8 protein-coding genes are annotated in these 13,518 nt (G+C 61.4%); 4 read left to right on the plus strand and 4 right to left on the minus strand.

Annotated features, from left to right (window positions below; genetic code table 11):
- Positions 1-10: 10 nt before the first annotated feature.
- The 3 genes from GH657_RS04375 to GH657_RS04385 all read right to left on the minus strand — a co-directional run bounded on the left by GH657_RS04375 (position 11) and on the right by GH657_RS04385 (position 3,654).
- Positions 11-1,168 carry an MFS transporter gene (locus GH657_RS04375; RefSeq protein ID WP_153099590.1) on the minus strand — a complete coding sequence of 386 codons (1,158 nt, stop codon included), beginning with the start codon at positions 1,166-1,168 and terminating at the stop codon, positions 11-13.
- Positions 1,165-2,394: an MFS transporter gene (locus GH657_RS04380; RefSeq protein WP_153099591.1), complete on the minus strand. Its 1,230-nt coding sequence runs from the start codon at positions 2,392-2,394 to the stop codon at positions 1,165-1,167. Before GH657_RS04380 ends, GH657_RS04375 begins: the two co-directional genes overlap by 4 nt.
- 273 nt (positions 2,395-2,667) lie before the next feature.
- Positions 2,668-3,654, minus strand: a complete 987-nt coding sequence (locus tag GH657_RS04385) for a 2-hydroxyacid dehydrogenase (protein WP_153099592.1) — start codon at positions 3,652-3,654, stop codon at positions 2,668-2,670.
- Between the two features lie 621 nt (positions 3,655-4,275).
- Between GH657_RS04385 and aspT the strand changes: the two genes are divergently transcribed.
- Together aspT and GH657_RS04395 are read left to right on the plus strand one after the other, a co-directional pair.
- The gene (gene aspT / locus GH657_RS04390; RefSeq protein WP_153099593.1) at positions 4,276-5,961 is read left to right on the plus strand and encodes an aspartate-alanine antiporter; all 1,686 of its coding nucleotides are present in this window, start codon (positions 4,276-4,278) and stop codon (positions 5,959-5,961) included.
- Positions 5,962-6,107: 146 nt separating this feature from the next.
- A complete protein-coding gene (locus tag GH657_RS04395) occupies positions 6,108-7,757 on the plus strand; it encodes a bifunctional aspartate transaminase/aspartate 4-decarboxylase (protein WP_153099594.1) in 1,650 nt (549 codons plus the stop codon).
- 79 nt (positions 7,758-7,836) lie between these two features.
- Here GH657_RS04395 and GH657_RS04400 read toward each other — a convergent pair whose 3' ends face one another.
- On the minus strand, positions 7,837-9,117 hold the full coding sequence (locus GH657_RS04400) for an MFS transporter (protein WP_153099595.1): 1,281 nt from the start codon (positions 9,115-9,117) through the stop codon (positions 7,837-7,839).
- Between the two features lie 287 nt (positions 9,118-9,404).
- Between GH657_RS04400 and xdhA the strand changes: the two genes are divergently transcribed.
- Together xdhA and xdhB are read left to right on the plus strand one after the other, a co-directional pair.
- Positions 9,405-10,967, plus strand: a complete 1,563-nt coding sequence (xdhA, locus tag GH657_RS04405; RefSeq protein WP_153099596.1) for a xanthine dehydrogenase small subunit — start codon at positions 9,405-9,407, stop codon at positions 10,965-10,967.
- A gap of 45 nt (positions 10,968-11,012) precedes the next feature.
- On the plus strand, positions 11,013-13,475 hold the full coding sequence (gene xdhB / locus GH657_RS04410; protein ID WP_153099597.1) for a xanthine dehydrogenase molybdopterin binding subunit: 2,463 nt from the start codon (positions 11,013-11,015) through the stop codon (positions 13,473-13,475).
- The last annotated feature ends 43 nt before the right edge of the window (positions 13,476-13,518 follow it).

The following is a 13,518-nucleotide window of genomic DNA, read 5'->3' on the forward strand; positions in this document are numbered from 1 at the left end:
AGGACCAGGACTAGAACGTAGAGCGCGGTAAAGCGCGGCGTTTTTCCCATATCGCAGCGGTGAGAAAGGCGAGGGCGGCGACAAGCAGCACGGCGATCATCGCGTCGTTACCGGCGTGCTTCATCAGCGAGCCCGTGATGAGCGGTCCGCCAAAACTGGCGATGCACCACGCCGCGCCGACCATCGAGCTGGCCGAGACCAGCGCCGTGCCACGAAAGCGTTCACCGCAGGCGACGAGCGACAGGGTATAGATCGCGCCCGCTGCGGCCCCCAGCACAAACAGCAGGGGCCAGCATATCCAGGGCGATGACACGGCCCAGGGCAAGAGCGGCAAGAGCAGCACGACCACCACCGCCGAGCCCAGGTGCACACGCTCACGCCCTAGCCGGTCCGCGAGCCAGCCAATGGGCAGTTGCATCGTGGTATCGCCGAGCAACAGGGCTGAGGCGAACAATACGGCGGTTCGGCTGTCGATGCCGTGCTCCATGGCAAAAAGTGGCATCAGCGAGAGCGCAATCGTATCGAACAGCGCGAAAAACCCCGTGCCGATGACGATGGCGGGCATTTGCGGTAACACGTGTCGCCAACTACCGTGGGTTTCGCTGGCGCTCGTCATGTGCGGCGCAGCGCGAATCATCATGAGTACCGGCAACGCGCACAGAAAAATGACGCCGCACAGCGCGAAGCGCCATTGCGTGAAATCTTCGATCTGACTCACCAGCACCGGCCCCGCCATCTGGAACAGGGTGAAGTTCGTCGCGTAGAGCGCCACCACGCGGCCCCGGTTGGTATCGCTGGCGAGCTGGTTCACCCAGGCTTCGCCGATGGTGAAGAGCAGCATCAACGCGGCACCACACAGCACGCGCAAGATCCCCCAGACGAACAGGTTGGCCGTCGCCTGCATGAGCAGGGTGGAGAGTCCGGCGCAGAGCACCGCGCCCATGATGACCTGACGGCTTCCGTAGCGGCGCGTGATCCAGCCCGTCAGCGGCGCGATCAGCAAACCGCCGCCTGCTTGCGCGGCGCTCAGCAGGCCAACGACGTCAATGCCATAGCCTGCCTGAATGAGTGCCAGCGCGGTGAGCGGCAAGGTCGCGCCGCTGCCCAGCCCAACAACGGCGACGCTCAGGATCAGCGCCATGAAGTCACGCGTAAAAATGATTCTCATGGTTGAGAGCGCAAGGTGGACGAAGGCGCTGACGCGGGTGCCTGGCTACATTGACCCGGTGCGGCCAATGACATGTTGCGCTGGGCCCGGCGCTCAAGCGACAAGGACCCTGCGGTGAGCGCGAGCGCGCCGAGCGCCGCGAGGCCACTGACCCAGGGCAATGAGGTCAAGGGCACGCCTGTGCCGATCGCCATGCCGCCCAGCCATGCCCCGGTCGCATTGCCCAGGTTGAACGCGCCCTGGTTGAGCGTGGAGGCGAGGTTGGGAGCATGACTGGCGCGATCGACGATGAGCATTTGCAACGGCGGCACGATGGCGAAGGCGAGTATGCCCCAGACGAAGATCGTCACCATCGCGGGCACCGGCCGGTGCATCGTGCTGGCGAAGACCGCGAGAATCAGCACGATGGCCAGCAAAAACGCCAGCAACGAAGGCAGAAGCCGCCAGTCGGCCAGCTTGCCGCCCAGCGTGCTGCCGACTGTCAGCCCAAGACCGAATAGCAACAGCACGAAGGTCACCGCATGCGGCGAAAAGCCCGTGACGTCTTCGAGGATCGGCGTGATGTAAGTGAAGGTGGCAAACAGACTGGCCGACGCCAGCACGCTAATGGCTAGCACTAGCAGCACTTGCGGGTTTTTCAGCACGCTGAATTCGCGCATGAGGCTCGCTTCTTTCATCTCGATGCGCGCGGGCAGACAGAGCGCCAGCGCCAGCGCCGCCAGCACGCCGATCCCCGTCACCGCCCAGAACGTCGCGCGCCAGCCCAGCGCCTGGCCCAGCGCGGTGCCGAACGGCACGCCCAGCACGTTCGCCAGCGTGAGGCCGGTGAACATCAACGCAATCGCCTGGGCCCGGCGGTTGGGCGCGACCAGGCCCGCCGCGACGACCGAGCCAATGCCGAAGAACGCGCCATGGCAGAACGCCGTAACGATGCGCGCGGCCATCAGCACGCTGTAATCGGGCGCGAGCGCGCACAGCAGGTTGCCGACGATAAAGACGCCGATCAGGCTCATCAAGGCTTTTTTGCGCGGCAGGTTGGCGACGGCGATAGCGACGATGGGCGCGCCAATCGTGACGCCGAGCGCGTAAGCCGACACCAGCATGCCCGCGGCCGGAATGGAAACAGCGAGATCTCGGGCGACATCGGGCAGTAGCCCCATGATGACGAATTCGGTTGTGCCGATGCCGAATGCAGCAATAGCCAGGGCGAGTAGAGGTAAGGGCATGGTGAAGAAAATAGAGGCTAGAGGCGGCGGGAGGTGCAGCAAAGGAGAAACGCAGCGGAAGGCACGGGGTCGAGCCAGGTGGCTGCTGGGATAACCTGGTTGCCTGGTTGCCTGGTTGGGGTGACCAGGGTAAATCAGGAGGCGATTGTACCCAGGCCTTTTCAGCCTTGCCGGGGGCCAGATCGAAGCATGTCCGCGGCGGTCTTGATGCGAAGCAGACGGTGCGGCCCGTTTCCGGGCCTGTTGCTGGCGAAGCGTTTGCTGAGTGTCTGCCTAGACGGTGTTGCGCGCTGCACCGCTGTGCCACGCTTTGACGTTGCCAAGCGTGGTATGGGCGATTTCGCTGATGGCCTCGCGGGTGAAAAATGCCTGGTGCGCGGTGACGATCACGTTTGGAAACATCAGCAGCCGTGCCAGCACATCGTCCTGGAGCGGCTGGTTCGAATGGTCTTCGAAAAACAAGCCCCCTTCTTCTTCGTAAACATCGAGCCCCAGATGGCCGAGCTGGCCGCTCTTAAGTGCACCGATCAGCGCGTTGCTTTCCACCAGCCCGCCGCGCCCGGTATTGATCAGCATGGCGCCGCGTTTCATGCGCGCGAGGGCAGTGGCATCGATCAGGTGATAAGTGGCGGGCACAAGCGGACAGTGCAGGCTCACGATATCGGCTTCGGCCAGGAGCGTGTCGAGCGGCACGTAACGCGCGCCGAGCGCGAGCATGGCGGCAGCGGGCGGGCCGGGATCATGCGCCAGCACCTGCATGCCAAAGCCCGCCATGATGTGGCTAAAAACCTGGCCGATGATGCCCGCGCCCACCACGCCCACCGTTTTGCCATGCAGGTCAAAGCCCATCATGCCGTGCAACGAGAAATCGCCTTCACGGGTGCGCGCCACGGCGCGTGGCAAGTGCCGGTTCAGCGCGAGGATGAGCCCTACCGCGTGCTCAGCCACGGCATAGGGCGAATACGCCGGCACGCGCACGACGGTGAGCCCGAGCTGCTGTGCCGCGTCCAGATCAACATGGTTCGAGCCTGCCGAGCGCAATGCGATCAGACGCGTGCCTCCTTCGTGGAGGCGTTGCAACACCGTTGCATCGAGTGAATCGTTGACGAACGGGCAGACCACGTCATAGCCGCGCGCGAGGACCGCTGTGTCCACATCGAGATGAGACTCCTGAAAATTCAGGCTGTAGCCGTATGCGGTATTCGCTTCGTTAAATGTGGTGATGTCGTACTGGTGGCTGCTGAACAAAATGATGCGCATGGCAATGCTCCGGAATGAATCACTGGATGAAGCCAGTTGAGTGAGGTCCATGAATGATCTCACTCAAATGGACCGTTCATTCAGAGAATGGCTGTGAGGCGGTATTTTTTACAAAAATCATGCAATTCAGATATGAAAAAAATAAATAATAAAAAATGATTGACGGCAATAAAAATTTGAAATAAATGGCATGCTGATATGAGCTTGCGGCGCGGAAGTATTTTTTGCCGATGGTGCAATTCCGGATATACCGATGGGACATGATTTTCTGGAAACTTTCTTTAAATTACCTGGGTTTTTATAGGGCATGATGCATATGTCACGGCCTGTTTCAGAGGCTAGCCAGCGGATGCGAAGCCTGAATGAAGTGCTATATGACGCTGGATATTGTCAGCATATTGCCGTATGGTGTGCGCAGTCCACGCTTTGAGATTCAACGATGATGACCGATGAATTTCATTCAATTTCGCTGCGCACATTAATGCAAACTTTATCATTTCGTTTTGCGCAATAACCACTGGAATATTTTCTTTTCAATGGATTTTTTTTGAATGATGCACTAAGTGAAAACGCCACAGAAGCAAGCTTCCTATTCACCGCGCATTGCAATGTGAGGACACAATGACCTGGATACATGACATTTTTCAAAAATCACCCGAGATTGCGTTGTTCCTCTCGCTCGCCATTGGTTATTTCATTGGCCAGATCAAATTCGGCAAGTTTCAGCTAGGCGGTGTCGGGGGCTCCTTGCTGGCTGCCGTAGTGATTAGCCAGGCGGGTGTGACGATCGATAACGGGGTGAAGTCTGTGATGTTCGCGGTCTTTATTTATGCCGTTGGCTATGATTCGGGCCCAGGCTTTTTCAACTCGCTGAACCGCAAAACCTTGCGTGAGATTGCGATGGCGCTGTTTCTTGCCATCTCGGCACTGGTGACCGTGGTGATCTGCGCCAAGCTGTTTCATCTGAACAAGGGCCTCGCTGCCGGGCTGGCGGGCGGTGCGCTCACCCAGTCGGCCATTATCGGCACCGCGGGCGATGCCATCGCGCGCCTCGGCTTGCCTGCCGACCAGGTGAAATCCTTGCAGTCGGATGTGGCGATTGCCTATGCGGTGACCTATGTGTTCGGTTCGCTCGGGGCCATCATCGTCTGCGTCAACATCTTGCCGAAGTTCATGGGGCAAGGGCTGCGCGAAGCCTCCATCGAGGCCGAAAAAGAGATGTCCGGAGGACGCCCCGTGCGCACGGCAGGACAGTTGCCCGCGTTGCCTGAGTTAGTTGGGCGCGCTTATACCGTGAAGCAGGCGGTGGGGCGCAAGGTGTCCGAGATCGAGGTCGAGCAGCATGACCTGATTACCATCGAGCGCATCCAGCGCGGGGGCAAGGCGCTGGAACTCAGCCCCGACACCGTGCTGCAACAGGACGACGTGGTGTTCGTCGTGGGCCACCGCGAAGGCATGGTCGACGCCGCGCCGCAGATCGGCCCGGAAGTGAGCCCGGAAGACGGCAGCGGTCTCGTGCTGCAGACCCGTCAAGGGGTGTTCACGCGCAAGGGCATGAACCACACGTCGATTGCGGAAGTGCGCTCGCGTGTGGACCGCGATTTGCGTCACGGCGTGTTTGTGCAGGAGGTAACGCGCGCGGGCAAGCCGCTGCCCGTGATGCCCGAAACCACGCTCGAACACGGTGACGTGATCACGTTTTATGGTCTGTCGAAAGACACCAAGCGCGCCGTCGAAGCCGCGGGTTATGAGCTGCCATACAGCATCAAGACCGATTTCATCTATATGGGCGTCGGGCTGGTGCTGGGCTTGCTGATTGGTCTCGTGGTGGTGAATGTCGCCGGCATTCCCTTGACGCTGGGTTCAGGGGGCGGCTGTCTGCTGGCAGGCCTGCTGTTCGGCTGGATGCGCGGCAAGCACCCGATGTATGGCGTGATGCCTCCCGCTGCATCGCAACTGCTCAAGGATTTCGGCCTGGCGGCGTTCGTCGCGGTGGTGGGGCTGAACTCCGGCTTGCAGGCCATCGTGACCGTCAAGCAAAGCGGCATGACGATCTTCTTGCTGGGCGTTTTCGTCACCCTGTTCCCGCTCTTGCTGACCATGCTGTTTGGCCGCTACGTGCTGGGCTATAAAAATGCGGCGATTCTCGCGGGCGCCCTGTCGGGTTCGCGCAGTGCCAATCCTGCTTTTGGCGGGGTGCTCGACAAGGCCGAAAGCGCCGTGCCAACCGTGCCGTTTGCCATTACCTATGCGATCGCCAACGTTGCCTTGACTTTGCTTGGACCGCTTGTCGTGGGGCTGGTTTAGCGCGCGGCACGGCTTGTCCCGTATCTGTTGACCTTGTTTGTTCCGTATTTTTTGCTCGATGCTGACGCCCGCCACGCTCTATGCGCGGCATGAGCGCCAGCATCTTTTTCCTTTTTTCCTTTTTTCCTGTTACCGGAGACCGCATCATGACCAAAGGCAAAAGCAGCAGTGAACAGGCCAAACTGGCCGCACTCAGTCCGTTTGAGCTGAAGGATGAACTGATCAAGGCCGCCGGCGGCGGCGCGGTGGAGCGTGCGGCGAATGTCGCCATGCTGAACGCCGGGCGCGGCAACCCGAACTTTCTCGCCACGATTCCGCGCCATGGCTTCTGGCAGCTTGGGCTGTTCGCCATGCGCGAATCAGAACGCTCGTTTGCGTTCATGCCTGAAGGCATCGGTGGCTTTCCACAACGTGAAGGCCTGACCGAACGCTTCGACCTGTTCCTGCGCGAAAACCATGGCGTTGCGGGTATCGACTTTCTGCGTGGCGCGGTGTCGTATGTGCGTGACCAGCTTGGCCTGAACGCAGGCGATTTTCTCTATGAAATGTGCGAAGGCATCCTCGCGTCGAACTACCCTGTGCCTGACCGCATGCTCAAGCTGTCCGAAGTCATCGTCGGGCAGTATTTGCGCCGCGAGATGATCGGCGCCCATCCGTTCATTGGCGAATTCGACGTGTTCGCCGTGGAAGGCGGCACGGCCGCGATGACGTACATCTTCAACACGATGCGCGAGAACCATCTGATCGCTCCAGGCGACACCATCGCGCTGGGTATGCCGATTTTCACGCCGTACATCGAAATTCCCCAGTTGAACGACTACCAGTTGAATGTCGTGAACCTGAACGCCGATGTGGAAAACGGCTGGCAGTATTCGAAGAAGGAACTCGACAAGCTGCGTGATCCGAAGGTCAAGGCGTTCTTCCTCGTGAACCCAAGCAATCCGCCGTCGGTGAAGATCAGCGACGAGAGCCTCGAGTACATCGCCGACATCGTCAAGGAGCGACCAGACCTGATCTTGCTCACCGATGACGTGTACGGCACGTTTGCCGACGATTTCGTTTCGCTTTTCGCGCTTGCGCCGCAGAACACGATTCTCGTGTACTCGTATTCGAAGTACTTTGGCGCGACGGGCTGGCGTCTGGGCACGATTGCAACGCATTACGACAACGTGCTCGACCGGCTGATTTCGGAGCTGCCAAAAAACGTGAAGCAGGAGTTGCACAAGCGTTACGAATCCATCACGACCGAACCCGATCAGCTCAAGTTTATCGACCGTCTGGTGGCGGATAGCCGTACCGTTGCACTGAACCATACGGCTGGACTCTCGACGCCGCAGCAGGTGCAGATGGTGCTGTTCTCGCTGTTCTCGCTGATGGATACGCCGGATGCGTACAAGAAAGCGCTCAAGCGTCTGATTCGCAGCCGCAAACGTGCGCTCTATGAGGAGGTGGGGATTTCGTTCGAAAACGACGATCCGAATCAGGTGGATTACTACACGATCCTCGATCTGGAGTTCCTGGGTGAACGCATGTTCGGCCGCGAGTTTGTCGACTGGCTGTTCAAGAACACCGAGCCGTCGGAACTGCTGTTCCGCCTGGCGCGCGAGGCGCGCGTGGTGCTGCTGCCAGGACGCGGGTTTGGCACCAAGCATCCTTCAGGACGGGTGTCGCTGGCGAACCTGAACGAATCCGATTACCGCAAGATCGGACGCGCCATGCGCAAGCTGATCGAAGAGTATGTCGAGCGTTACAACAAGGAAGCCGGCAAGAAGCTGGACCCGCGCAAGGTGCGCTAAGCCACTGGGTTGGCCTGGCAGGAAAGGAAGTCTGAGCCGCAGCACACGTTCGTCTCGAACGCGCTGCGGTTTTTTTTGCCTAGTCTGTCGTGGCCTGCCGGTGATCGGCGGCTAGCGCTTGCCTGCTGCGCCGATAGAGCAGCGCTGACAGCCCCGCTGCCGCAGCCGATGCGATTGCTGCGAACAAAAATACCGAGCTATAGCCGAACGCTCCAGCGATCAACCCCGCTAGCGGCCCGGTGATGCCGAGCGATAAATCCAGAAATACCGAGTACGCCGACAACGCCGCTCCACGGCTGGCGGGCGGCACGAGCGCCACGGCTTCGACGCCGAGCGCCGGAAACACCAGCGCGAAACCGATCCCGGTCAATGCCGCGCCCGCGAGCGCGACGTGTGCATCGGGTGCGAGCCAGAGCATCAGCAAGCCCGCGCATTCCAGTGCAAACGACACGACGGCTACGCGAAACCCGCCGTAATGACGAATCGCGTTGGAAAACAGCAGCCGTGCACCGATGAATAGCGTGCCGAATACGGTGAGCGAGAGCGCGGCATTCGGCCAGTGGTGCGCGGCATAAAACAGCGTGATGAACGTCGCAATCACACCAAATCCGGCGGAGCCGAGCGCGAGCCCAATGCCATGCGGCAGCACCCGGGTGAAGACGCTGCGGTACTTCATCCGTTCGCCATGCACCACGGGCACGGGTGCGACCCGGCGCGCGAGGGTGTAGCCCGCCACGGCCAGGGCCAGCACCGCGAGCCCGAGTGAGGCAAAACCGAACGTCTGCATGAGCGCCACGCCCAGTGGCGCACCGGCGGCGAGCGCGCCATAGGTGGCGATGCCATTCCAGGAAATGACGCGAGCGTTGTTGGTTGGGCCGCTGCGGCCAATGCCCCAGAGAATCGCCCCTGTGCCGCACAAGCTTTCGCCGCAGCCGAGCAGGATCCGGCTCAGCGCCAGTAGAATCAGGCTCGGCCCGGGCCAAGGCTGACACAGCGCGGCTGCGAACAGCAACGCGCCACTCAGTGCGCAGCCCGTGAGCCCAAGCGCGACGGCCTGTTTCGGCCCGAGGGTGTCGGCGGTGCGTCCAGCCAGCGGCCGGGAGGCCAGGGTGGCCAGATATTGCAGGCTGATGGCCGCACCCGCGAGGATCGTGCTGTAACCCAGATCGCCGTGGACATAGCCCGGCAGCACCGCTAGCGGAATGCCAATGGTCAGATAACAGAGAAAGGTGAAAAAGACGACGGGCAGGATCTGTGAAGTCGAGGCGTGAGGCTTGAAACGCGTAAAGCGGGTAATACGCGTGTTACAGGGAGGAGGCGTTGGGGCGGTGGAGGTTGAATCGGTCGAATCAGGGGGCATAGGGAAAACAGCAATTGAAAGCAGCAAAAGCGCGAGATTTTCCCATGGAACCGTTTTTTCTGCAGGCGTCGTCCTGTCTGGGCGAGACGCGCGGTTTATCCCGCTATGGCATTGCTGACATGATCTGCATGTGCCATGCCGTATGAGTTGCACTGATGGGCAGTGTTAGCGTTCTAACCGTCTGGGCCTTGTGGTTCGCGTTGAACGCGGACGCGGCCCAGGTCAGCACCAAAACCAGAACAAGAACAAATCCATCGAGCCGCGTCATTCCTGATGAGTCATTCCCCATGAACCAGCCCATTCGTTTTTACCATCGCCAGACCTTGCACGAAATCAGCGAGGCGCCGGTGACGCGCACGGTTTTGCAGTATCTGCGTGAAGACGTGCATTGCACCGGTACCAAGGAAGGTTGCGCCGAAGGCGATTGCGGCGCTTGTACCGTTGTCCTCTGCGAACTGGATACAGCAGGCGGCGTGAGTTTCAGGGCGGTCAATGCGTGCATTCAGTTTTTGCCGACGCTCGATGGCCGGGCTCTGTTTACCGTCGAAGATGTGCTCCAGCCCGATGGCACGCTGCATCCGGTGCAACAGGCGATGGTGGAGTGCCACGCTTCGCAATGCGGTTTTTGCACGCCGGGGTTTGTGATGTCGCTATGGGCGCTTTATGAACAGCATGGCCCCGACCCTGAAACCGCTGGGCACGTGCATGGCGAGCGCGAACGGCCCACGCGCGAGGCGCTCGGCGATGCGCTGAGCGGTAACCTGTGCCGCTGCACCGGTTATCGGCCGATTCTCGATGCGGCCGAACGCATGTTCGACTTGCCCGCGCCGGCGGTATCGGCACGCGTTAACCGGGCCGCGCTGGCCGCTGCGCTGGTTCCGTTGCAGCGCACGCAAACGTTTGATTACGTTCATCGCGGCCAGCATTTCAGTGCCCCGCGCACGCTAGCTGCACTGGCGCAGCTCAAGGCGCAGCGACCCGCCGCGCGCATTCTGGCGGGTGGCACGGATATCGGTTTATGGGTGACGAAGCAGATGCGCGAACTGGGCGATCTCGTTTATCTCGGGCGAATCGATGCCTTGCAACAGATCGGCATGACGCCCCAATGGCTTGAAATTGGAGCGGCGGTGACGTTGGAGCGCGCCTATGCCGCACTGGTGCAGCACTATCCCGAGCTGAACGATATCTGGCGGCGCTTTGCCTCGTTGCCGATCCGCAATGCGGGCACGCTGGGCGGCAATATCGCCAACGGTTCGCCAATTGGCGATGCGATGCCCGGCCTGATTGCGCTCGGCGCCCGTGTGGTGATTGCGGGCCGCGAGGCGCACACGCGCGAACTCGCGCTGGAAGATCTCTATCTGGCGTACCAGAAGAAAGACCTCGCTGAACACGAGTTCATCGTGAGTCTCAAGGTGCCTGTGCGCAGCACCCAGGCGGCGGGGCTGCCCGGTTTCCAGTTCCGCAGCTACAAGCTGTCGAAGCGCTTTGATTCCGATATTTCCGCGGTGTGTGGGGCGTTTGCGCTGGTGCTGGACGGTGAGCGGCTGCATGCGCCGAGGATCGCGTTCGGCGGGATGGCGGCGACACCCCAGCGCGCCGCTCACACCGAAGCCGTGCTCGCGGAGGCGCGCTGGGATGAGGCGACGGTGCGCGCTGCGATGCAGGCGCTGGCCCGCGATTTCACTCCACTGGACGATATGCGCGCGAGCCGCCTCTACCGCATGCAGGCCGCGCAAAACCTGCTGTATCGCTTCTGGCTCGAAACCCGGCCCCATGAGCCCTTGCCGCCACAGGCACTGGATGTTCGTGCGGCGGCCCTCGTTGCAACGCCGCTGGCTCCGGCTGTCTGAGGCGCGCGGCACGCATTGCCGCTCAAGCTCAAGGAGAGCTCCTGAATGAACCCACATATCGCCTCTGCCGCCTCTTTGATCGAGCCTGGCCAGCCCTCGCCGCCGCATGAATCGGCGCATCTGCATGTCAGTGGCCGCGCCACGTACACCGACGACATCCCGCCTCTGGCGGGCACGCTGCATGCCGCGCTGGGCTTGTCGCAAAAGGCGCATGCGCGGCTGGTGTCGGTTTCGCTCGACGCGGTGCGGGCCATGCCCGGCGTTGTCGCGGTGTTGACCGCCGCCGATATTCCAGGCGTGAACGATTGCGGTCCGATCGTTCACGACGATCCGGTACTGGCCGAAGGTATCGTGCAATACGTGGGGCAACCGGTTTTTCTGGTGGTGGCGAATTCGCACGAGATCGCCCGGCGGGCTGCCCGTGCCGCGCAGATTGTCTATGACGAGCGGCCCGCGATCCTGAGCGCGCAGCAGGCGCGGGCCGCAGGCGCCCAGGTGGTGCCGCCGATGAAGCTCACGCGCGGCGATGCGCCCACGCATCTCGCCCGCGCGGCGCATCGGGAACGTGGCGAGATGCAATTGGGTGGCCAGGAGCAGTTCTATCTCGAAGGCCAGATCGCTTACGCCGTACCTAAAGAAGACAACGGCATGCATGTGTGGTGTTCGACCCAGCATCCCTCGGAGATGCAGCAACTGGTGGCGCATCTGCTAGGCGTAGCGGTGCATGGCGTGCAAGTCGAATGCCGTCGCATGGGCGGCGGGTTTGGCGGCAAGGAATCGCAATCGGGCCTGTTTGCCTGTTGCGCGGCGCTGGCGGCGTGGAAGCTGCAGCGCCCCGTGAAGCTGCGCGCCGACCGCGACGACGACATGCTCATCACGGGCAAGCGCCACGATTTTCACTACACCTATGACGTCGGTTATGACGACAGCGGCCTGATCGAAGGCGTGGCCGTGGAGATGACGGCGCGCTGTGGTTATTCCGCCGATCTGTCGGGGCCGGTGATGACGCGGGCGATCTGTCATTTCGATAACGCGTACTGGCTGCCCCATGTATCGATCGAGGGCTTTTGCGGCAAGACCCACACACAGTCGAATACCGCGTTTCGCGGTTTTGGCGGCCCCCAGGGCGCTTTTGCCATCGAATACCTGATCGACAACATCGCCCGTTCGCTCAAACTCGATCCGCTCGATGTGCGCCGCCGCAACCTGTATGGTCAGACCTCGTGCAACCAGACACCGTATGGCCAGACGCTCGAAGACAACGTCCTGCCGCAGTTGCTCGACGAACTGGAAGCGAGTAGCGATTACCGCGCGCGCCGCGCCGCGGTACGTGTTTTCAATGCGCAAAACCGGGTGCTGAAAAAAGGTCTGGCGCTCACGCCGGTCAAGTTCGGCATCGCGTTTAATGTCACGCATCTGAACCAGGCGGGTGCGCTGGTGCATCTCTATCTCGACGGCTCGGTGCTGGTGAATCACGGTGGCACCGAGATGGGGCAGGGGCTTCATACCAAGGTCGCGCAGGTCGTCGCGCATGAACTGGGCCTCACACTGAACCGCGTGCGCGTGAGCGCCACCGATACGAGCAAGGTCGCCAACACTTCGGCCACGGCGGCTTCGACCGGCTCTGACCTGAATGGCCGGGCCGCGCAAAATGCCGCGCGCGAGTTGCGCGAGCGTCTCGCGGCATTTGCTGTGACGCATTACGCTGCTGGGGCCCATGATGAGGCGCTCACACCTGACGCGGTGCGTTTTGCCGACAATCAGGTGAGGGTGGGGACAACGGTGGTGCCGTTCGATGAGGTGGTGGCCGCCGCTTATCTGGCGCGCGTGCAGTTATGGTCGGACGGTTTTTACGCGACACCCGGATTGCACTGGAACGCCGCCACGCTGCAAGGCCATCCGTTTTTTTACTACGCCTATGGCGCGGCGGTGTCCGAGGTGGTGATCGATACGCTGACAGGCGAGATGCGTGTGCTGCGTGCCGACATTCTGCACGACGCTGGCGCCTCGCTGAATCCGGCGCTGGATCTGGGCCAGGTTGAAGGCGGCTTTATCCAGGGCATGGGTTGGCTGACTACCGAGGCGCTGTGGTGGAACGCACAAGGCCGCTTGATGACGCATGCGCCATCCACCTACAAGATTCCGGCCAGCAATGACTGCCCGCCGGAGTTTCGCGTCAAGCTTTTCGACAATCGCAATGTGGCGGACAGCATTCATCGCTCCAAGGCGGTAGGCGAGCCGCCGCTGCTGTTGGCGTTCTCCGTGTTTTTCGCGCTGCGCGATGCGGTGGCCAGCGTGGCCGAGGACGAAAACGAAAACGAAAACGCGGGTTTTGAGGCGCGGCCTGTCAATCCGCCGCTCGATGCGCCCGCAACCGGCGAGGCGATTCTGGCTGCGGTGAATGCGGTGCGTGCGGTGCGTGCAGCCAGCGGTGCTTCACGGACAACGGCGCGGCCCGCAGCGAACCCGGTGAACCCGATGCAAGAGGCCGGTGATGTTGCCCACTGATTTACCCACGGAGTTGTCGCAGCGTCGTCCGTGGTTGTCCCTG

Origin of the sequence: Paraburkholderia hayleyella (genome assembly GCF_009455685.1) — a bacterium.
In the GTDB taxonomy this organism is placed as follows: Bacteria; Pseudomonadota; Gammaproteobacteria; order Burkholderiales; family Burkholderiaceae; genus Paraburkholderia; species Paraburkholderia hayleyella.